Genomic DNA, 20,212 nt, shown 5'->3' on the forward strand with positions numbered 1-20,212 from the left:
TGGCTGCCATGTTGAAAGTCAGTGTTTATCGCTACAACCCTGATCAGGACGCTGCGCCGTTCATGCAGGAGTTCCAGGTCGATACCGGTGGTAAAGACCTGATGGTGCTGGATGTATTGGCACTGATCAAAGAGCAGGACGAGGGTTTCTCCTATCGTCGCTCTTGCCGTGAAGGTGTTTGCGGTTCCGACGGCATGAACATCAACGGCAAAAACGGCCTGGCGTGCATCACGCCGCTGTCTGCTGTTGTTAAAGGCAACAAGCTGATCGTTCGTCCTCTGCCAGGTTTGCCGGTTATCCGTGACCTGGTCGTCGATATGAGCATCTTCTACAAGCAATACGAGAAAGTTAAGCCGTTCCTGCAGAACGATACGCCGGCTCCGGCCATCGAGCGTCTGCAGTCCCCTGAAGAGCGTGAAAAGCTCGACGGTCTGTACGAGTGCATCCTGTGCGCCTGCTGCTCGACCTCTTGCCCGTCCTTCTGGTGGAACCCGGACAAGTTCCTGGGTCCAGCTGCCCTGCTGCAAGCGTACCGCTTCCTGGCAGACAGCCGTGATACCAAGACGTCCGAGCGCCTGGCTTCGCTGGATGACCCGTTCAGCGTATTCCGCTGCCGCGGGATCATGAACTGCGTCAACGTATGTCCCAAAGGCCTGAACCCGACTAAGGCCATTGGTCACATCCGTAACATGCTGCTGCAGAGTGGCGTGTAACTGACGTTGTAACAAGGCAGGACCGTTGTGCCCGTAAATGCTGCGGCGCAGGCTTCAACCGGCGCCGTAGTTTTAACTTGAGCAGCGACTTACAAAGCCGCGGCTCTTATTTTGAAGAAATGAGACAAGCAGGGGCATTCGGGTTGGTACCCGAACTATCAGCGTGATCCTAAGTGGCTTGTTTTGGTCGCTGCACTTGGCCTTTTGCAAGCAAACTCGGTGTTTTCGCCGGTGGTGTCCCCAAATCGAGGGTGACCAAGCATGCAAGAAAGCGTGATGCAGCGCATGTGGAACAGCGGCTATCTTTCAGGTGGTAACGCTGCCTATGTGGAAGAGCTTTATGAGCTCTACCTGCACGACCCTAACGCTGTGCCAGAAGAATGGCGCACCAAATTTCAGACGTTGTCTTCAGACGGCAACGCTGCCACCGATGTATCGCACGCAACAATTCGCGATCAGTTCGTGCTGCTGGCAAAGAACCAGCGCCGCGCCCAGCCGGTTTCCGCCGGAAGCGTGAGCAGTGAGCACGAGAAGAAGCAAGTTGAAGTACTGCGACTGATCCAGGCCTACCGGATGCGTGGCCACCAGGCGGCCCAGCTTGACCCGCTGGGGCTCTGGCAGCGTCCTGCACCTGCAGACCTGTCGATCAATCATTACGGCTTGACCAATGCCGATCTTGATACGACCTTCCGTGCCGGCGACCTGTTCATCGGCAAAGAGGAAGCGAGCCTACGCGAAATTCACGAAGCGTTGCAGCAGACATATTGCCGCACCATCGGCGCTGAGTTCACGCACATCACCGATTCCGAGCAACGCCACTGGTTCCAGCATCGCCTGGAAGGCGTACGCGGCCGCCCGGTATTGTCCGACGACGTGCGCAGCCACCTGCTTGAGCGCGTGACCGCAGCAGAGGGCCTGGAAAAATACCTGGGTACCAAATACCCGGGCACCAAGCGTTTCGGCCTGGAAGGCGGCGAGAGCCTGATTCCGATGCTCGACGAGCTGATCCAGCGTTCCGGTTCCTACGGCACCAAGGAAATCGTGATCGGCATGGCCCACCGTGGTCGCCTGAACGTGTTGGTCAACACCTTCGGCAAGAACCCGCGTGAGTTGTTCGACGAGTTCGAAGGCAAGAAGAAGGTCGAGCTGGGTTCCGGTGACGTTAAATACCACCAGGGCTTCTCGTCCAACGTGATGACCACCGGCGGTGAAGTTCACCTGGCCATGGCCTTCAACCCATCCCACCTGGAAATCGTTTCTCCAGTGGTCGAGGGTTCGGTCCGTGCTCGCCAGGATCGTCGTAACGACACCACCGGTGAAAAGGTCCTGCCGATTTCCATCCACGGTGACGCGGCATTCGCCGGTCAAGGCGTGGTCCTGGAAACGTTCCAGATGTCGCAGACTCGCGGCTTCAAGACCGGCGGTACCGTTCACATCGTCATCAACAACCAGGTGGGTTTCACCATCAGCAACCCGTTGGACGCGCGTTCCACCGAGTACGCCACCGACGTTGCCAAGATGATCCAGGCGCCGATCCTCCATGTGAATGGCGATGATCCGGAAGCCGTACTGTTCGTGACCCAACTGGCTGTCGACTACCGCATGCAGTTCAAGCGTGACGTGGTGATCGACCTGGTTTGCTACCGCCGTCGCGGTCACAACGAAGCCGACGAACCAAGCGGCACCCAGCCGTTGATGTATCAGCAGATCACCAAGCAGCGCACCACCCGTGAGCTGTATGCCGAAAGCCTGACCAAGGCCGGTATATTGGATGACGCGCGTGTTCAGGCGAAAATCGATGAATACCGCAACGCGCTGGACAATGGCCTGCATGTCGTAAAAAGCCTGGTCAAAGAGCCGAACAAAGAGCTGTTCGTGGATTGGCGTCCGTACCTGGGGCACACCTGGACCGCGCGTCACGACACCTCGTTCGACCTCAAGACCCTGCAGGAACTGTCCGCCAAGCTGCTGGAAATTCCGGAAGGCTTCGTGGTGCAGCGCCAGGTTGCGAAGATCTACGAAGACCGTCAGAAGATGCAAGCCGGCGGCCTGCCGATCAACTGGGGTTATGCCGAAACCATGGCGTACGCGACCCTGGCGTTCGAAGGTCACCCGATCCGCATGACCGGCCAGGACATCGGCCGTGGTACGTTCTCGCACCGTCACGCGGTATTGCACAACCAGAAAGACGCGGGCACCTACATCCCGTTGCAGAACCTGTACGAAGGCCAGCCGCGTTTCGACCTGTACGATTCGTTCCTGTCCGAAGAAGCCGTACTGGCGTTCGAATACGGTTACTCGACCACCACGCCGCAGGCGCTGGTGATCTGGGAAGCCCAGTTCGGCGACTTCGCCAACGGTGCCCAGGTGGTGATCGACCAGTTCATCACCAGCGGCGAGCACAAGTGGGGCCGTCTGTGCGGTCTGACCATGTTGCTGCCACACGGTTATGAAGGTCAGGGTCCGGAGCACTCCTCGGCCCGTCTGGAGCGTTACCTGCAGCTGTGCGCCGAGCACAACATCCAGGTGTGCGTGCCGACCACCCCGGCCCAGATCTACCACTTGCTGCGTCGCCAGGTGATCCGCCCGCTGCGCAAGCCGCTGGTAGTGCTGACCCCGAAATCGCTGCTGCGTCACAAATTGGCCATCTCGACCCTGGAAGATCTGGCGGACGGTTCGTTCCAGACCGTGATTCCAGAAATCGATACGCTGGACGCGGCCAAGGTCACTCGCCTGATCCTGTGCAGCGGCAAGGTCTACTACGACCTGCTGGAAAAACGCCGTGCCGAAGGCCGCGAAGACATCGCCATCGTGCGTATCGAGCAGCTTTACCCGTTCCCGGAAGATGACCTCATGGAGATCATCGCGCCTTACACCAACCTCACGAATGTGGTGTGGTGTCAGGAAGAACCGATGAACCAGGGCGCTTGGTACAGCAGCCAGCATCACCTGCGTCGCAGCATCGGTAACCACAACAAGGCCCTGGGCCTGGAGTACGCCGGCCGTGATGCTTCCGCTGCACCTGCGTGTGGTTATGCGTCGATGCACGCCGAGCAGCAGGAAAAACTGCTGCAAGATGCTTTCACTGTTTAACGCCTTCGCGCTGACTGAAACCGAATTTTAAGGACCCACAGATAATGGCTATCGAAATCAAAGCCCCGTCATTCCCGGAATCGGTTGCCGATGGCACCGTTGCCACCTGGCACAAGAAACCAGGTGAGGCCGTCAAGCGTGACGACCTGATCGTCGACATCGAGACCGACAAAGTCGTGCTGGAAGTGTTGGCCGAAGCTGACGGCGTGCTGGGCGCAATCGTTGCCGAAGAAGGCGCTACCGTTCTGTCGAACCAGGTGCTGGGCTCGATCGAAGAGGGCAGCGCTGCCGCTGCTCCTGCTGCCGCTGCTGCACCGGCCGCTGCTTCGGCGCCTGCTGCCGCTCCGGCTGCGGGTGGCGAAGATCCAATCGCTGCACCGGCTGCGCGTCAGCTGGCTGAAGAAAACGGCATCAACCTGGCTTCCATCAAAGGCACTGGCAAAGACGGCCGTGTGACCAAGGAAGACGTGGTTGCCGCGGTTGAAGCGAAGAAAAACGCTCCGGCTGCCGCGCCTGCCAAGGCTGCTGCACCGGCTGCCGCCGCGCCTGTGTTCGCTGCCGGCGACCGCACCGAGAAGCGTGTACCGATGACCCGCGTTCGCGCCACCGTGGCCAAGCGTCTGGTTGAAGCACAGTCGAACATGGCGATGCTGACCACGTTCAACGAAGTCGACATGACCGAAGTCATGGCCCTGCGTTCGAAGTACAAGGATCTGTTCGAGAAGTCTCACAACGGCGTGCGCCTGGGCTTCATGTCGTTCTTCGTGAAAGCGGCCACCGAAGCGCTGAAACGCTTCCCGGCAGTCAACGCTTCCATCGACGGCGGCGACATCGTTTACCACGGCTATGCAGACGTCGGCGTTGCCGTGTCCAGCGACCGTGGCCTGGTGGTTCCGGTCCTGCGTAACGCCGAGCTGATGAGCCTGGCCGAAATCGAAGGCGGCATCGCCGGCTTCGGCAAGAAAGCCCGTGACGGCAAGCTGACCATCGACGAGATGACCGGTGGTACCTTCACCATCACCAACGGTGGTACCTTCGGTTCGATGATGTCGACGCCGATCGTTAACCCGCCACAAGCTGCAATCCTGGGCATGCACAACATCATCCAGCGTCCGATGGCCATCAACGGCCAAGTCGTGATCCGCCCAATGATGTACCTGGCGCTGTCTTACGATCACCGTCTGATCGATGGTAAAGAAGCCGTGACTTTCCTGGTGACCATCAAGAACCTGCTGGAAGACCCGGCTCGTCTGCTGCTGGATATCTGATAGAAGCAGCTGCAGGCCTCAAGTGACAGATTGCCGGATAAGGCAGTTGGGCTTGGGGCTTGCGGCTTGAAAGCTTGCTGCTAAATAGAGGAACTATTTTCATGTCGCAGAAATTTGACGTTGTAGTGATTGGTGCGGGTCCTGGCGGCTACGTTGCCGCCATCAAGGCCGCACAACTGGGCCTCTCGACTGCTTGCATCGAAAAATACACCGACAAGGAAGGCAAACTGGCACTGGGCGGTACTTGCCTGAACGTTGGTTGCATTCCTTCCAAGGCGCTGCTGGACAGCTCCTGGAAATTCCACGAAGCCCAAGACGGCTTCGCGATCCACGGCATCAACCATGCTGGCGTGACCATGGACGTGCCAGCAATGGTCGGCCGTAAAGCCAACATCGTTAAAGGCCTGACTTCCGGCGTTGCGACCTTGTTCAAGGCCAACGGCGTAACTTCCCTGCAAGGCCACGGCAAACTGCTGGCCGGCAAGAAAGTTGAAATCACCAAGCCGGACGGTTCGGTAGAAATCATCGAAGCCGAGAACGTGATCCTGGCTCCAGGCTCGCGTCCAATCGACATTCCACCGGCTCCTGTCGACCAGAACGTGATCGTTGATTCGACCGGCGCCCTGGAATTCCAGGCTGTGCCTAAGCGCCTGGGCGTGATCGGCGCTGGCGTGATCGGCCTGGAACTGGGTTCGGTCTGGTCCCGCCTGGGTTCCGAAGTGACCGTGCTGGAAGCCCTGGACACGTTCCTGCTGGCTGCCGACACCGCAGTGTCCAAGGAAGCGCTGAAAACCCTGACCAAACAAGGTCTGGACATCAAGCTGGGCGCTCGCGTGACCGGCTCTAAGGTTAACGGCGAAGAAGTCGTTGTGACCTACACCGACAAGGATGGCGAACAGACCATCACTTTCGACAAGCTGATCGTAGCCGTAGGTCGCCGTCCAGTGACCACCGACCTGCTGGCTTCCGACAGCGGCGTGAACATCGACGAGCGTGGCTTCATCCACGTTGACGATCACTGCGCTACCACCGTTCCTGGCGTCTACGCCATCGGCGACGTGGTTCGCGGCATGATGCTCGCGCACAAAGCTTCCGAAGAAGGCATTATGGTTGTCGAGCGCATCAAGGGTCACAAAACCCAGATGAACTACGACCTGATCCCGTCGGTTATCTACACCCACCCGGAAATTGCATGGGTCGGCAAGAACGAACAGCAGTTGAAAGCTGAAGGCGTTGAAGTTAACGTCGGCACCTTCCCGTTTGCCGCTTCTGGCCGTGCCATGGCAGCCAACGACACCGGTGGTTTTGTCAAAGTCATCGCTGATGCCAAGACTGACCGCGTATTGGGCGTCCACGTGATTGGCCCAGGCGCAGCAGAACTGGTTCAGCAGGGCGCGATCGGTATGGAATTCGGCACCAGTGCCGAGGACATCGGCATGATGGTCTTCTCCCATCCGACCCTGTCCGAAGCGCTGCACGAAGCCGCGTTGGCAGTGAATGGTCATGCCATCCACATCGCCAACAAGAAGAAGCGCTAAGCGAGATAATAAGAAACCACGGCGGAGTTGCCCGTCGTGAGCCTTGCGCGCAAGACTCACCGCGGAATATCCGCTGGACGCAGTCTTGCGCAGCTTTACGGGCCTTGAGCCCCGCAAGTTGCGCAAGCAGCAGTCACAGGTGGCGCGGCACTCATAATGAGCGCAGCGCCGAATGCGCAGTACCTAACGAAGACGGTAAAAAGCATGAATCTTCACGAGTATCAGGGTAAGCAGCTGTTCGCTGAATACGGCCTGCCAGTTTCCAAGGGCTACGCAGTAGACACCCCGGAAGCAGCAGCAGAAGCTTGCGACAAGATCGGCGGCACCGAGTGGGTTGTCAAAGCCCAGGTCCACGCTGGTGGTCGCGGTAAAGCGGGCGGCGTTAAGCTGGTTCGCAGCAAAGAAGACGCCAAGGCCTTCGCACAGCAGTGGCTGGGCAAGCGTCTGGTGACCTACCAGACTGATGCCAATGGCCAGCCAGTCACCAAGATCCTGGTTGAATCGTGCACTGATATCGCTAAAGAGCTGTACCTGGGCGCTGTCGTTGACCGTTCGAGCCGTCGCATCGTGTTCATGGCTTCCACCGAAGGTGGCGTGGACATCGAGAAGATCGCTCACGAAACCCCAGAAAAAATTCTGAAAGCCACTATCGATCCACTGGTTGGCGCCCAGCCATTCCAGGGTCGCGAGCTGGCTTTCCAGTTGGGTCTGGAAGGCAAGCAAGTTGCCCAGTTCGCCAAGATCTTCGTAGGTCTGGCCAAACTGTTCCAGGATCACGATCTGGCCCTGCTGGAAGTGAACCCGCTGGTGATCAAGGCTGACGGCGATCTGCACTGCCTCGACGCCAAGATCAACATCGACGCCAACGCCATGTACCGTCAGCCTAAGCTGAAGACTTTCCACGATCCGTCGCAAGACGATCCGCGCGAAGCGCACGCTGCCAAGTTCGAACTGAACTACGTAGCCCTGGAAGGTAACATCGGTTGCATGGTCAACGGTGCTGGCCTGGCCATGGGTACCATGGACATCGTCAACCTGCATGGCGGCAAACCAGCCAACTTCCTCGACGTGGGCGGTGGTGCTACCAAAGAACGCGTAACCGAAGCCTTCAAGATCATCCTGTCCGACTCCAACGTCGCTGCAGTACTGGTCAACATCTTCGGCGGCATCGTTCGTTGCGACATGATTGCCGAAGGCATCATCGGTGCAGTGAAAGAAGTCGGCGTTAAAATCCCGGTTGTTGTTCGCCTTGAAGGCAACAACGCTGAACTGGGCGCTAAAGTACTGGCAGAAAGCGGTTTGAACATCATCGCGGCTACCAGCCTGACCGACGCTGCTCAACAAGTTGTCAAAGCTGCGGAGGGCAAATAATGAGCGTCCTGATCAATAAAGACACCAAAGTTATCTGCCAGGGTATTACCGGTTCGCAAGGTAGTTTCCACACCCAGCAAGCCATCGAATACGGCACCAAGATGGTTGGCGGCGTAACGCCGGGCAAAGGCGGCACCGAGCACCTGGGCCTGCCAGTGTTCAACACCGTGAAAGACGCTGTAGCTGCCACTGGCGCCACCGCCAGCGTGATCTACGTTCCAGCTCCTTTCTGCAAGGACTCGATCCTGGAAGCGGCATTCGGCGGCATCAAGCTGATCGTTTGCATCACCGAAGGCATTCCTACCCTGGACATGCTGGACGCTAAAGTTAAGTGCGACGAGCTGGGCGTAGTCCTGATCGGCCCTAACTGCCCAGGCGTGATCACTCCAGGCGAATGCAAGATCGGCATCATGCCAGGTCACATTCACTTGCCAGGTAAAGTCGGTATCGTTTCCCGTTCCGGCACCCTGACCTACGAAGCTGTGAAGCAGACCACTGACGCCGGTTTCGGTCAGTCGACTTGCGTCGGCATCGGCGGTGACCCGATCCCAGGCTCCAACTTCATCGACATCCTGAAGCTGTTCCAGGAAGACCCGAAGACCGAAGCGATCGTGATGATCGGTGAGATCGGCGGTTCGGCTGAAGAAGAAGCGGCTGCCTACATCAAGGCACACGTGACCAAGCCGGTTGTTTCCTACATCGCTGGTGTGACTGCCCCTGCGGGCAAGCGCATGGGTCATGCTGGCGCAATCATCTCTGGCGGCAAAGGCACTGCAGACGAGAAATTCGCTGCACTGCAAGACGCAGGCGTTAAAACCGTGCGTTCGCTGGCAGACATCGGCAAGGCCTTGGCTGAGCTGACCGGTTGGGCTGTCAAGTAAGCCTCGCGCTTAGCTGACGCTTTACCAGCAAAGGCCACCTTCGGGTGGCCTTTGTGCATTCTGAAGTTGGCGAAGATCAAAATGTGGGAGGGGGCTTGCTCGCGAAAGCGGTGTATCAGCCACTCGTGAGCTGACTGACACGCCGCTTTCGCGAGCAAGCCCGCTCCCACATTCGATCGCATTTCAAAATTTAGATATAAAAACGCGACATAAAAATGTCGCTTATCGGACAGTTCGCCCCCCAACAGTGCGTTTGACCCGCAAATTCGTTAGGCTAGCCGCCTCTTTATGCGTCCGCCTCCCAAAAGGAAGCCGCGCGCTAGACCGGTCGGTGCCCATAAGGGCCGGCAGCATTTCCCTCATCCATAGGGAATCCCTCTCTAAATTCCGATTCAGTAGTGTGGTATTTCCTCAAATGAAAGTGTTGAAAAGCCAGGACATCCTGGCGTTGGGCTTCATGACCTTCGCCCTGTTCGTGGGCGCCGGCAACATCATCTTCCCGCCTATCGTTGGTTTGCAGTCCGGGCCTCATGTCTGGATGGCGGCGCTGGGCTTCCTGATCACTGCCGTCGGCCTGCCGGTGGTCACCGTGATCGCCCTGGCCAAGGTCGGCGGCGGCATGGACGCATTGAGCAGCCCGATCGGCAAGATCGCCGGTGGCCTGCTCGCGGCGGCTGCGTATCTGGCGGTAGGGCCGCTGTTCGCCACCCCGCGTACCGCGACCGTGTCGTTTGAAGTGGGCCTGGCACCGCTGACCGGCGAAAGCCCGCTGGCGCTGTTCCTCTACAGCTCGGTGTATTTCCTGGTGGTGTTCTTTGTCTCCCTGTACCCAGGCCGACTGCTGGATACCGTGGGTCGCTTCCTGGCGCCGCTGAAGATCATCGCGCTGGCCATCCTCGGCATTGCCGCGTTTGCCCTGCCGGCCGGTGAGGTGGGTGTCGCCACCCCGGAATACGTTGCTGCACCGTTCTCCCAGGGCTTTATCAATGGTTACCTGACCATGGACACCCTGGGTGCGCTGGTGTTTGGCATTGTGATCGTCAACGCGATCCGTTCCCGTGGTGTCGAATCGCCCAAGCTGATCACCCGCTACGCGATCATTGCCGGGTTGATTGCCGGCGTAGGTTTGGCGCTGGTGTACATCAGTCTGTTCCGCCTCGGGGCGGGCAGTCATGAAGTCGCTGCCGGCGCTGCCAATGGCGCGGCTGTATTGCACGCTTATGTGCAACACACCTTCGGCTCCCTGGGCAGTGGTTTCCTGGCGGTGTTGATTTCGCTCGCGTGCCTGGTCACCGCGGTCGGCCTGACGTGTGCTTGCGCCGAGTACTTCAGCAAAATCCTGCCGCTGTCCTACAAGACTCTGGTAGTGATCCTGGCGCTGTTCTCGCTGTTCGTGTCGAACCTGGGCCTGACCAAGCTGATTGCGTTCTCGATCCCGGTACTCACCGCGATCTACCCGCCGTGCATCGTGCTGGTGGCCCTGAGCTTCTGCAAAGACTTCTGGCAGGAGCAGGGCCGTATCGTCGGGCCGGTGATGCTGGTGTCGTTCATCTTTGGCTGCATCGACGCGCTCAAGGGCGCAGGCCTGGCAGGCTGGATGCCTTCGCAGCTGGCGAACCTGCCGCTGAGCGAGCAAGGCCTGGCGTGGCTGGTGCCGTCGGTGATGACGCTGGGTGTGGCGGTCGTCATTGATCGTATGCTGGGTAAGCGCAGCGAAGCCATCGCATAACAAGCGGGTTTCATGCAGTACGGAAATGCCTCGTATCAATCGATACGGGGCATTTTTTTTGAGCGGCGGGCCGTGTCTTTTTCTTTGCGCTAACGTCGAACAGACGCAAAAAGTTTTTCAATCTCCTTTCTGCAAGGACCCGCATGTCGTTCGTCGAAGCCAATCAGATTCACCTGCTTGCTGCCCTCTGGTTCGTCCTGTGTTGGGGCGGCTACACCCGTTATGCCACCTGGAAAGCCCGAGACACTGCTTGCCTGGCCAGCGTGCTGCATTTGTATCGCGAGGACTGGATGCGCCGCATGCTGCTACGCGACAACCGGATTGCCGACGCCAGCGTGATCGGCAACCTGGAGCGTAATGCCTCATTCTTCGCCTCCAGCACCTTGATCATCCTCGCCGGCATTCTCACTGTGCTGGGGGCCTCCGAGCGGGCGGTGTCATTGCTGGCCGACATACCCATGGTGCAGCAGGCCTCCCAGGGCATGTCGGAGATCAAGCTGCTCTGCCTGGCGCTGGTCTTTGTCTATGCCTTCTTCACCTTCAGTTGGTGCATGCGCCAGTACAACTTTGCCGCGGTGCTGGTAGGGTCGGCGCCGATGATCGGTGAGCGGCATGTGTCGGAGCAGGAGCGCAAGGCGTTTGCCCTGCGTGCGGCGCGAGTGATCTCCATGGCCGCCAACCAGTTCAACTTTGGCCTGCGTTCTTATTACTTCGGCATGACCATGCTGGCGTGGTTCGTCAGCCCCTGGTTGTTCATGTTGATGAGTGCCGGGGTGGTGTTCGTGTTGTATCGTCGGGAGTTTCATTCCGACGTACTGCAAGTGATGGTGTATACGCAGACGGATACACCGATGCCTGAGGCCGCCAAAGAGGAGATTTAATGCGTGACGCGGCGGGTTAAAAACAGCAGACAAAGTAAAGCCCGCTATATAAGCGGGCTTTCTTTTTGCAGCGAAGCTATTTCATGCTGCGGTATCAGGAACCGGTGGCAGGAGTAGCAGGTGCTGCTTCTTTTGCGGCGGCGTCGTTCGATTCAGCCTGAGCTTTGGCAGCATCGGCGTTTTCTTTCGCAGCGTCGTTCACTTTATCCTGAGCTTTCGCCATGTCTTTTTGAGCTTGCTCAGAATGCGCTGCGGCATCTTGGGCTTTGTCTTCGGATTTCTTGTCGCAAGCAGCGAGACCGAGGGCAGCGGCCAACATCATGGAAATAGCTAAAGTCTTACGCATGGGGTGTTTCTCCTTAGTGAAGATATCTACTGGCCTTTCGAGCATGGGCGTTCAGCATTAGTTCCTTTTATTCCACAGATATATAAACAACGGTCTCAGAGGAACTTTCGCGCGTACCGTCTATTTCGCACATCAACACTAATAAGAGTCTGCAACGAATGACCGAAAATCCCTTGTTAGAGCGCGCGAAGCGCTTTGTCTCGGCCTTGCGCCATTGCCAGGTGCTGGGTATCACCACTCATCATGCCAGCGAGGAGGGCATCACGTTGGTCATGCCCTACGCCGCACAACTGGTGGGAGATCCCCTGACCGGCGTGATCCATGGTGGCGCGCTGACCTCTTTAATGGACACTGCCTGCGGCATGGCCACCCTGTGTGTCCTGCCGGAGTTCGAGGTGTGCCCGACCCTGGACCTGCGTGTCGACTATATGCATCCCGCCGAGCCACATAAGCCGGTATATGGATTCGCCCAATGCTACCGAGTGACCACCGACGTGATCTTTACCCGTGGCTTTGCCTACCAGGACGACCCGCAACAACCCATCGCCCATGTGGTGGGCACCTTCATGCGCATGGGCAAGCGTCTCAAGGGCACCCACGGATTGGGCAGCGCCATCAAGGGAGAGCAGGCATGACACATCGATTCAAGACTCGCCTGGAACAGGCCCATCAGCGAGGCAACTACGAGGCCCTGCTGGACCTGATCCCCTACGCCAAACTGATCGGTATCGAATGCACCCGGCTGGGGGATGAATTGCTGTTTCGCCTGCCGGCCCACAAGGACAATATTGGTAACCCCATATTGCCTGCGCTTCACGGCGGGGTGATCGCCGGCTTTATGGAGCTGGCAGCGGCGTTGCACCTGCTGGTGTTTACCGGAGCGCCGGGTATCCCGAAAATCATCGATTTCTCGCTCGATTACCTGCGCGCCGGCCAGTTTCGCGACACTTACGCCAAATGCCAGGTGTGGCGCCAGGGCCGACGGGTGGCGAATGTCGCGATCACCGCCTGGCAAAGCACCGCTGCCGAACCGATTGCCACCGCTCGTGCGCATTTCAAGATCGAGGAAGGAAGCCGCCCTTGAAATCCTGGTCTTAGCCCCCAACTTTGATGACAACCCGCCGCCAACCCTCAAGGGCGCGGCCACTGCCATCCAATTGGAGTTTGATGACCATGAGTGTGGAAACTCAAAAGGAAACCCTGGGCTTCCAGACCGAGGTGAAGCAACTGCTGCACCTCATGATCCATTCGCTGTATTCCAACAAGGAAATCTTCCTTCGCGAATTGATCTCGAACGCCTCTGACGCTGTCGACAAATTACGTTTCGAAGCCCTGTCCAAGCCTGAGCTGCTGGAAGGTGGCGCGGAACTGAAAATCCGTGTGAGCTTCGACAAAGACGCCAATACCGTCACCCTCGAAGATAACGGTATCGGCATGAGCCGCGACGATGCGATCACCCACCTGGGGACCATCGCCAAATCCGGCACCGCCGACTTCATGAAAAACCTGTCGGGCGACCAGAAGAAAGATTCGCACCTGATCGGCCAGTTCGGCGTGGGCTTCTACTCGGCCTTCATCGTTGCCGACAAGGTTGAAGTGTTCAGCCGTCGTGCCGGCCTTGACGCCAGCGAAGGCGTGCATTGGGCTTCCAAAGGTGAGGGCGAATTTGAAATCGCCACCATCGACAAGGCTGACCGTGGTACCCGCATCGTCCTGCACCTCAAATCCGGTGAAGACGAGTTCGCCGATGGCTGGCGCCTGCGCAATATCATCAAGAAGTACTCCGACCATATCGCCTTGCCGATCGAGCTGCCGAAAGAACAAGCCGCTGCCGAAGGTGAAGAGAAGCCTGCCGAGGAATGGGAAACCGTCAATCGCGCCAGTGCCCTGTGGACCCGTCCGCGTACCGAGATCAAGGACGAGGAATACCAGGAGTTCTACAAACACATCGGTCACGACTACGAAAACCCGCTGAGCTGGAGCCATAACAAGGTCGAGGGCAAGCTGGAATACAGTTCGCTGCTTTACGTGCCGGCCCGTGCGCCGTTCGACCTGTACCAGCGTGAAGCGCCGAAAGGCCTGAAGCTGTACGTGCAGCGCGTGTTCGTGATGGACCAGGCAGAGTCGTTCCTGCCGCTGTACCTGCGCTTTATCAAGGGCGTGGTCGACTCCAATGACCTGTCGCTGAACGTGTCGCGGGAAATCCTGCAAAAAGACCCGATCATCGACTCTATGAAGTCGGCGTTGACCAAGCGCGTACTCGACATGCTGGAAAAACTGGCGAAGAACGAGCCTGAGCAATACAAGGGCTTCTGGAAAAACTTCGGTCAGGTCATGAAAGAAGGCCCGGCAGAAGATTTCGCCAACAAGGAGAAAATCGCCGGTCTGCTGCGCTTTGCTTCCACCCAGGGTGAAGAGGGCGAGCAGGTCGTTTCCCTGGCCGAGTACCTGGCTCGTGCCAAGGAAGGTCAGGACAAGATCTACTACCTGACCGGCGAAACCTACGCACAGGTCAAGAACAGCCCGCACCTGGAAGTCTTCCGCAAGAAAGGCATCGAAGTGCTGCTGCTGACCGACCGTATCGATGAGTGGCTGATGAGCTACCTCAACGAGTTCGACGGCAAATCCTTTGTCGACGTAGCCCGTGGCGACCTGGACCTGGGTAACCTGGACTCCGAAGAAGAGAAGAAAGAAGCCGAAGAAGTCGCGAAGGCCAAAGAAGGTCTGGTTGAGCGGATCAAGGCGTCCCTGGGCGATGCCGTCAGCGAAGTGCGGGTTTCCCACCGTCTGACCGACTCCCCGGCGATCCTGGCCATTGGCGAGCAGGACCTGGGCATGCAGATGCGCCAGATCCTCGAAGCCAGCGGCCAGAAGGTCCCGGACTCCAAGCCGATCTTCGAATTCAACCCGGCTCACCCGCTGATCGAGAAACTCGACGGCGAGCAGAGCGAAGAGCGGTTTGGCGACCTGTCGCACATCCTCTTCGACCAGGCGGCCCTGGCCGCTGGCGACAGCCTCAAAGACCCGGCCGCCTACGTGCGCCGACTGAACAAGCTGTTGGTTGAACTGTCGGTCTGATACCGATGTGGAAAAACCCGCTTCGGCGGGTTTTTTCGTTCTGGTGCACCTCAACTGGAGTAAATGATGAGCCAAGTCACTGTGCGTTCCGTGGTCTATCAGATTGATGGCCAGTCTTATGAAAGCCGCCTGGCGTTCGATGCCAGCGAAAAGAACCCGCTGCCCGGCCTGCTGATGGCGCCGAACTGGATGGGTGTGAGTGCGGGTGCCGAAGAAATCGCCAAGAGCGTTGCCGCCAAGGGCTACGTGGTGCTGATCGCCGACCTCTACGGGCAAACCGTGCGCCCGTCGAATGGCGATGAAGCCGGTGCCGCAATGATGCCGTTGAAGAATGATCGCCCGTTGCTGAACAAGCGCATGCAGGCTGCCCTTGAGCAGCTGCTGGGCCAGACCGAAGCGGCAGTGGACACCTCGAAGCTGGCCACCTTTGGTTTCTGCTTCGGCGGTTGCTGCTCCCTGGAGCTGGCGCGTACCGGTGCGCCATTGAAGGCAGCCGTATCGTTCCACGGCACCCTCGACACGCCGAACCCGGCAGATGCGAAAAACATCAAGGGTTCAGTGCTGGTGCTGCACGGGGCTTCCGACCCGCTGGTGCCGAAAGAGCAACTGCCAGCGTTCGAAGCTGAAATGAACACGGCGGGCGTGGATTGGCAATTGCTGAGCTACGGCGGTGCGGTGCATTCCTTCACTGACCCGGATGCCAATGTGCCGGGCAAGATGATGTACGACGCGAAAACCGCTGCGCGGGCCTTCCAGTCGATGCATAACTTGCTGGACGAAGTGTTCAAGGGCTAAATCTTCAGCGCCTGTTCCGGTTTCATCGGGGGCAAGCCCCCTCCCACATTTTGACCGTGTGAATCCAATCAAGTGTGGGAGGGGGCTTGCCCCCGATAGCTATCTCATAGGCAACTCAATTCTTTCAGTTTCACCCGGCACCGTCGGCCAATCCCCATCGGCCCAGCGCTGCCTGGCCTGCTCGATCTTCAGCGGATCGCTAGCGACAAAATTCCAGTTGATCCGCCGCGGTCCATCCAGTGGTGCCCCGCCAAACACCACCACGTGGCAATCGCTTTCGGCGAATAGGGTCATTTCCTGCCCGGCCGGCAATACCACCAGGCTGTGCACCTCAAGCCGCTCACCCTCCAGCTGTACTTCACCCTCCAGCACATACACCGCGCGTTCCTCGTGCTCGTCAGGAATCAGCAGGGTCGTGGCCGTTTGCATGTGCACATCTGCATACAACGTAGGCGACAGCACCGGCACCGGTGATTTGAGGCAGAAGCCACTGCCGGCGATCAGGCGAATCCGCACGCCCAGGTTGTCACTCACCGGCAGGCTCGCCGCAGGGTGATGGCTGTAATGCCCCGGCCCCTCTTCGTGGTCCTTGGGCGATGCCAGCCACACTTGCAGGCCATGCAGGGTGAAACCATTGGCCTTCAGTGCCTCGGGTGTGCGCTCGACATGGGCAATCGCGCTGCCGGCGGTCATCCAACTGACGTCCCCGGCCTCTACCACTTGGTCGGAACCCAGGCTGTCCTTGTGCTGCAGTACGCCTTCAAACAAGTAGGTGAGGGTGGACAGGCCAATATGCGGGTGCTGGCGGATATTCATGCCGCTCCCCGGTGCATAACGGGTGGGCAGCATATGATCGAAGAACACGAACGGCCCGACGCTGCGGCATTCGCGCGAAGGCAGCGGGCGCAGGATGGGTTGGCCTTCGACATCTTCAGGGCGTGGGCGGATCACGGTGAGGGTGTTCATGGTGCGTCCCAGTCTGAGCGGGTTAGATGGCGCTGAGCATAACCCGCCCGACGAGATGTTGCCGCTATTGGCTGAACGCGCCTTCAGAGAGGCGAGTTTCAATGGTGACCTCGGCGGTGGTCATCAGCTTGTGTACCGGGCAGCGATCGGCCACACGGTGCAACTCGTCGCGCTGTTCGTCGGTGAGTACGCCCTTGAGCGTCAGCTTGACGTTGAGCTTGTATTTGCCCTTTTGCTCTTCGGTGGCGTCGTGGGTGACTTCCACGGTGACACCGGTCAGCGGGATGTCTTTTTTCTGGGCATAGAGCTTGACGGTCAGCGCCTTGCATGATGCCAGCGCGGCGTCGAAATAATCATGGGGAGAGGGCGCCGAGTCGTCACCACCCAGGCTCTTGGGCAGGTCGGTAAACAGCTCGTGGTTATTGATATTGACGCTGTGGCGGAAGTTGTCTGCGTTCAGCGTATTGACGGTAACAGGCATGGCAAACCTCACGGGGTGGCAGAATGAAGGTCATGCAGTTATAGAGCATGCAGGCACTGGGGTGTTCCACATTTTTTGCTGGCTGAACCCCGGTATGGCGCGCAAGGTCTACCGGTATTCGCCCTTATCGAGGTTGTACCGTGCCCTGGACCCGCCTGAGTTTCGCCCTGTTGCTCGCCGTCAGCAGCCTTGTCGCACAGGCTCGCGACTATGCCTACAGCGATGCGCACCTGCATTACGTGGATTTCTTCCAGGAAACGGCGGGGATGGACAAGTTGCTCAAGGCGATGGCAGAAAATCGCATCGAGCATGTCATGATTTCCGGCATTCCCGTCGCAAAGAAATGGCACGAAGACGAACCCAAGCGCCCACGCTACTACGCCGGTGATGACGCGGATGCCTATTGGTACAGCGCCACTGACGTGATTGTTGCCGCAGCGGTAAATAGACTGACACCTGAACAACGCCAGCACTTTCATCCGTTTCTGTCCGGCTTCAACCCCAACGACAAGAACTCGGATGCCCATATCCAGCGCATGCTCGACCTCAACCCGGGGCTGTGGCAGGGCATCGGTGAAGTGTTTACCCGTCACGACGACCTTACCGCCCTCACATCGGGGGATACCCCGCGCGCCAATAACGAAGCCATGACACGCATCTATCATCTGGCGGCGGAAAACGACTTGCCGGTGATGCTGCACTCCAACATCACCTCCAAGCGCGAGCGTAACCCGCTGTATTTGGCCGAAATCGAAGAGCCGCTGCGCAACCATCCGCACACCCGCTTTATCTGGGCCCACGCTGGCACCAGCAAGGAAATTCATCGCCACCAGGTGCAGATGGACTTTTTGCTGCCCACCTTGAGCCGCATGCTCGAGGCTTACCCCAACCTGTATATCGACCTGTCGTGGAGCATGCTCACGCCGTACTTACTGGATGATGCGGGCAAGCCTCGGCCGGAGTGGGTAGCGCTGGTGGAACGCTTCCCGGAGCGCTTTATGCTGGGTTCGGACGTCGTCGGGCGTTTCAACAAGCTGGGTAAGGAAATGCACCGCTTTGACGTGTTCCTTGATGCATTGCCTGAAGACGTTGCCCACAAAGTGGCGAGGGACAACTTCCTGGCCATCCTGCCTAAACCTCGTCGCGATGAGGGTGCGCGTTGATATTTCGTTTTCGTCTTACGCCAATGCGGCGGAGCGCTGATAACTTCCAGGAGACCGGCTGCAGGGCGGGGGCATCCAGTCGCCCATAAAAAAGCCCCGAACCAGTCGGGGCTTTTTCATCTACTCAACCTGCGGGGCTTACTTACCCTGCCAGCGTTTCAGCACCAGGGTGGCGTTAGTGCCACCGAAGCCGAAGCTGTTGCTCATCACGGTGTCGACTTTTACGTTTTCAACCGTCTTGGTCAGGATCGGCATATCGGCGACGACCGGGTCGATCTCGTCGATGTTGGCCGAGCCGGCCATGAAGTTGCCTTCCATCATCAGCAGGCAGTAGATCGCTTCGTGAACGCCGGCGGCGCCCAGGGAGTGACCGGAGAGGCTCTTGGTGGAGCTGATTTTCGGAGCCTTGTCGCCGAATACCGCACGCACGCCTTCCATTTCCTTGGCGTCGCCGACCGGAGTCGAAGTGCCGTGGGTGTTCAGGTAGTCGATCGGGGTATCCACGGTGGACATGGCCATCTGCATGCAGCGGATGGCGCCTTCACCGCTTGGCGCAACCATGTCGTAGCCATCGGAAGTAGCGCCGTAGCCGACGATTTCCGCGTAGATTTTGGCACCACGGGCCAGGGCGTGTTCCAGCTCCTCGACCACCACCATGCCGCCACCGCCGGCGATGACGAAACCGTCACGCTTGGCGTCGTAGGCGCGGGAGGCCTTTTCCGGGGTTTCGTTGTACTGGGTGGACAGGGCACCCATGGCGTCGAACAGGAACGACTGGCTCCAATGTTCTTCTTCACCGCCGCCGGCGAACACGATGTCCTGCTTGCCCAGTTGGATCTGTTCAACGGCGGTGCCGATGCAGTGTGCACTGGTGGCGCATGCGGAGGAGATCGAGTAGTTCACGCCCTTGATCTGGAACGGCGTGGCCAGGCAGGCCGAAACGGTGCTGCCCATGGTCCGCGTGACACGGTACGGGCCAACGCGCTTCACGCCTTTTTCGCGCAGGATGTCCAGCGCTTCCATCTGGTTGAGGGTCGATGCGCCGCCGGAGCCGGCGATCAGGCCGGTGCGTACGTTCGATACCTGGTCTTCGCTCAGGCCGGAGTCGGCGATGGCGTCTTTCATGGCCAGGTAGGCGTAGGCGGCAGCGTGGCCCACGAAGCGATAGATCTTGCGATCGATCAGTTCTTCGAGGGGCAGGTCGATGGAGCCGGAAACCTGGCTACGCAGACCCATTTCGGCATATTCCGGGTTGAAGCGGATGCCAGGGCGACTTGCACGCAGGTTAGCGGTGACGGTCTCTTTGTCATTGCCCAGGCAAGAAACGATGCCCAGACCAGTGATAACGACGCGGCGCATGCGGATAACCCTTAAAAGTTGTCAGTGGAAGTAAATACGCCGACCCGAAGGCCTTCGGCAGTATAGATCTCGCGACCGTCGACAGTCACCGAACCGTCGGCGATGGCCAGGTTCAGCTTGCCCTTGAGGACGCGCTTGATTTGAATGTTGTAGGTGACTTTCTTGGCGGTCGGCAGGACCTGGCCAAAGAACTTCACTTCGCCCGAACCCAGGGCGCGGCCACGGCCTGGCAGGCCTTGCCAACCCAGGTAGAAGCCGACCAGTTGCCACATGGCGTCGAGGCCCAGGCAGCCCGGCATGACAGGGTCACCTTCGAAGTGACAGGCGAAGAACCACAGGTCCGGGGTGATATCCAGCTCGGCGACCAATTCACCTTTGCCGTACTTGCCACCCTCTTCGCTGATATGGGTGATGCGATCCACCATCAGCATGTTCGGGGCGGGCAGTTGCGCGTTACCTGGGCCGAACAGCTCACCGCGACTGCAGCGCAGCAGGTCTTCCCGAGTAAAGGCGTTTTGTTTGGTCATGCGAGCTCCTCAATAATCCCATG

At 58.7% G+C, this 20,212-nt stretch carries 18 protein-coding genes; 13 read left to right on the top strand and 5 right to left on the bottom strand.

Annotated elements, in window-relative coordinates; genetic code table 11:
- Positions 1 to 8 precede the first annotated feature (8 nt).
- The 8 genes from M2397_RS05830 (at position 9) to M2397_RS05865 (ending at position 11,474) form a co-directional block, all read left to right on the top strand.
- Entirely contained in the window at positions 9 to 713 is a 705-nt protein-coding gene (locus M2397_RS05830) for a succinate dehydrogenase iron-sulfur subunit (RefSeq protein ID WP_003172807.1), read from the top strand.
- Positions 714 to 974: 261 nt separating this feature from the next.
- Positions 975 to 3,806, top strand: coding sequence for a 2-oxoglutarate dehydrogenase E1 component (locus tag M2397_RS05835; protein WP_131699465.1), 2,832 nt, complete (start codon positions 975 to 977; stop codon positions 3,804 to 3,806).
- Positions 3,807 to 3,850: 44 nt separating this feature from the next.
- Positions 3,851 to 5,074, top strand: a complete 1,224-nt coding sequence (gene odhB, locus M2397_RS05840; protein WP_065924489.1) for a 2-oxoglutarate dehydrogenase complex dihydrolipoyllysine-residue succinyltransferase — start codon at positions 3,851 to 3,853, stop codon at positions 5,072 to 5,074.
- Between the two features lie 101 nt (positions 5,075 to 5,175).
- Positions 5,176 to 6,612 (top strand): dihydrolipoyl dehydrogenase, encoded by a 1,437-nt coding sequence (gene lpdA, locus M2397_RS05845; RefSeq protein WP_065924490.1) that lies wholly within the window; start codon positions 5,176 to 5,178, stop codon positions 6,610 to 6,612.
- Between the two features lie 204 nt (positions 6,613 to 6,816).
- Complete coding sequence (gene sucC / locus M2397_RS05850) at positions 6,817 to 7,983, top strand: ADP-forming succinate--CoA ligase subunit beta (protein WP_003233235.1); 1,167 nt, start codon at positions 6,817 to 6,819, stop codon at positions 7,981 to 7,983.
- Positions 7,983 to 8,864, top strand: coding sequence for a succinate--CoA ligase subunit alpha (gene sucD, locus M2397_RS05855; RefSeq protein ID WP_003172813.1), 882 nt, complete (start codon positions 7,983 to 7,985; stop codon positions 8,862 to 8,864). The genes sucC and sucD overlap by 1 nt, the downstream gene beginning before the upstream one ends.
- Positions 8,865 to 9,279: 415 nt before the next feature.
- Positions 9,280 to 10,593, top strand: coding sequence for a branched-chain amino acid transport system II carrier protein (gene brnQ / locus M2397_RS05860; RefSeq protein WP_024074306.1), 1,314 nt, complete (start codon positions 9,280 to 9,282; stop codon positions 10,591 to 10,593).
- A gap of 143 nt (positions 10,594 to 10,736) precedes the next feature.
- Positions 10,737 to 11,474, top strand: a complete 738-nt coding sequence (locus M2397_RS05865; protein WP_145338015.1) for a DUF599 domain-containing protein — start codon at positions 10,737 to 10,739, stop codon at positions 11,472 to 11,474.
- Positions 11,475 to 11,568: 94 nt separating this feature from the next.
- On the opposite strand, the gene M2397_RS05870 is transcribed toward M2397_RS05865, so the two are convergent.
- Entirely contained in the window at positions 11,569 to 11,820 is a 252-nt protein-coding gene (locus M2397_RS05870; protein ID WP_090407089.1) for a hypothetical protein, read from the bottom strand.
- 158 nt (positions 11,821 to 11,978) lie between these two features.
- Here M2397_RS05870 and M2397_RS05875 point away from each other — a divergent pair, with 158 nt between their 5' ends.
- From M2397_RS05875 to M2397_RS05890, 4 genes are all read left to right on the top strand, one after another.
- Positions 11,979 to 12,455 (top strand): PaaI family thioesterase, encoded by a 477-nt coding sequence (locus M2397_RS05875; protein ID WP_131699461.1) that lies wholly within the window; start codon positions 11,979 to 11,981, stop codon positions 12,453 to 12,455.
- A complete protein-coding gene (locus M2397_RS05880; protein ID WP_090407082.1) occupies positions 12,452 to 12,904 on the top strand; it encodes a PaaI family thioesterase in 453 nt (150 codons plus the stop codon). The genes M2397_RS05875 and M2397_RS05880 overlap by 4 nt, the downstream gene beginning before the upstream one ends.
- An 89-nt stretch (positions 12,905 to 12,993) precedes the next feature.
- Entirely contained in the window at positions 12,994 to 14,898 is a 1,905-nt protein-coding gene (htpG, locus tag M2397_RS05885; protein WP_259242418.1) for a molecular chaperone HtpG, read from the top strand.
- Between the two features lie 66 nt (positions 14,899 to 14,964).
- Positions 14,965 to 15,693, top strand: coding sequence for a dienelactone hydrolase family protein (locus tag M2397_RS05890; protein ID WP_167656183.1), 729 nt, complete (start codon positions 14,965 to 14,967; stop codon positions 15,691 to 15,693).
- 99 nt (positions 15,694 to 15,792) lie between these two features.
- Here M2397_RS05890 and M2397_RS05895 read toward each other — a convergent pair whose 3' ends face one another.
- Together M2397_RS05895 and M2397_RS05900 are read right to left on the bottom strand one after the other, a co-directional pair.
- Positions 15,793 to 16,659 (bottom strand): pirin family protein, encoded by an 867-nt coding sequence (locus M2397_RS05895; RefSeq protein WP_259242419.1) that lies wholly within the window; start codon positions 16,657 to 16,659, stop codon positions 15,793 to 15,795.
- A gap of 64 nt (positions 16,660 to 16,723) precedes the next feature.
- Positions 16,724 to 17,140, bottom strand: coding sequence for an OsmC family protein (locus tag M2397_RS05900; RefSeq protein WP_092490338.1), 417 nt, complete (start codon positions 17,138 to 17,140; stop codon positions 16,724 to 16,726).
- A 140-nt stretch (positions 17,141 to 17,280) separates the two neighbouring features.
- On the opposite strand from M2397_RS05900, the gene M2397_RS05905 reads away from it, so the two are divergent.
- Positions 17,281 to 18,303, top strand: coding sequence for an amidohydrolase family protein (locus M2397_RS05905; protein WP_259242421.1), 1,023 nt, complete (start codon positions 17,281 to 17,283; stop codon positions 18,301 to 18,303).
- A gap of 138 nt (positions 18,304 to 18,441) precedes the next feature.
- Here M2397_RS05905 and fabB read toward each other — a convergent pair whose 3' ends face one another.
- Positions 18,442 to 19,662 (bottom strand): beta-ketoacyl-ACP synthase I, encoded by a 1,221-nt coding sequence (gene fabB, locus M2397_RS05910; protein ID WP_074844724.1) that lies wholly within the window; start codon positions 19,660 to 19,662, stop codon positions 18,442 to 18,444.
- 11 nt (positions 19,663 to 19,673) lie between these two features.
- Positions 19,674 to 20,189, bottom strand: coding sequence for a 3-hydroxyacyl-[acyl-carrier-protein] dehydratase FabA (gene fabA / locus M2397_RS05915; protein WP_003210552.1), 516 nt, complete (start codon positions 20,187 to 20,189; stop codon positions 19,674 to 19,676).
- Between the last annotated feature and the right edge of the window lie 23 nt (positions 20,190 to 20,212).

The organism is Pseudomonas sp. BIGb0381, from assembly GCF_024809815.1.
GTDB lineage: Bacteria > Pseudomonadota > Gammaproteobacteria > Pseudomonadales > Pseudomonadaceae > Aquipseudomonas.

Bases quoted from the DNA above. Each gene is read 5' to 3' on its own strand.
- M2397_RS05830 (WP_003172807.1), top strand. From the start codon at position 9: ATGTTGAAAGTCAGTGTTTATCGCTACAACCCTGATCAGGACGCTGCG.
- M2397_RS05835 (WP_131699465.1), top strand. From the start codon at position 975: ATGCAAGAAAGCGTGATGCAGCGCATGTGGAACAGCGGCTATCTTTCA.
- odhB (WP_065924489.1), top strand. From the start codon at position 3,851: ATGGCTATCGAAATCAAAGCCCCGTCATTCCCGGAATCGGTTGCCGAT.
- lpdA (WP_065924490.1), top strand. From the start codon at position 5,176: ATGTCGCAGAAATTTGACGTTGTAGTGATTGGTGCGGGTCCTGGCGGC.
- sucC (WP_003233235.1), top strand. From the start codon at position 6,817: ATGAATCTTCACGAGTATCAGGGTAAGCAGCTGTTCGCTGAATACGGC.
- sucD (WP_003172813.1), top strand. From the start codon at position 7,983: ATGAGCGTCCTGATCAATAAAGACACCAAAGTTATCTGCCAGGGTATT.
- brnQ (WP_024074306.1), top strand. From the start codon at position 9,280: ATGAAAGTGTTGAAAAGCCAGGACATCCTGGCGTTGGGCTTCATGACC.
- M2397_RS05865 (WP_145338015.1), top strand. From the start codon at position 10,737: ATGTCGTTCGTCGAAGCCAATCAGATTCACCTGCTTGCTGCCCTCTGG.
- M2397_RS05870 (WP_090407089.1), bottom strand. From the start codon at position 11,820: ATGCGTAAGACTTTAGCTATTTCCATGATGTTGGCCGCTGCCCTCGGT.
- M2397_RS05875 (WP_131699461.1), top strand. From the start codon at position 11,979: ATGACCGAAAATCCCTTGTTAGAGCGCGCGAAGCGCTTTGTCTCGGCC.
- M2397_RS05880 (WP_090407082.1), top strand. From the start codon at position 12,452: ATGACACATCGATTCAAGACTCGCCTGGAACAGGCCCATCAGCGAGGC.
- htpG (WP_259242418.1), top strand. From the start codon at position 12,994: ATGAGTGTGGAAACTCAAAAGGAAACCCTGGGCTTCCAGACCGAGGTG.
- M2397_RS05890 (WP_167656183.1), top strand. From the start codon at position 14,965: ATGAGCCAAGTCACTGTGCGTTCCGTGGTCTATCAGATTGATGGCCAG.
- M2397_RS05895 (WP_259242419.1), bottom strand. From the start codon at position 16,659: ATGAACACCCTCACCGTGATCCGCCCACGCCCTGAAGATGTCGAAGGC.
- M2397_RS05900 (WP_092490338.1), bottom strand. From the start codon at position 17,140: ATGCCTGTTACCGTCAATACGCTGAACGCAGACAACTTCCGCCACAGC.
- fabB (WP_074844724.1), bottom strand. From the start codon at position 19,662: ATGCGCCGCGTCGTTATCACTGGTCTGGGCATCGTTTCTTGCCTGGGC.
- fabA (WP_003210552.1), bottom strand. From the start codon at position 20,189: ATGACCAAACAAAACGCCTTTACTCGGGAAGACCTGCTGCGCTGCAGT.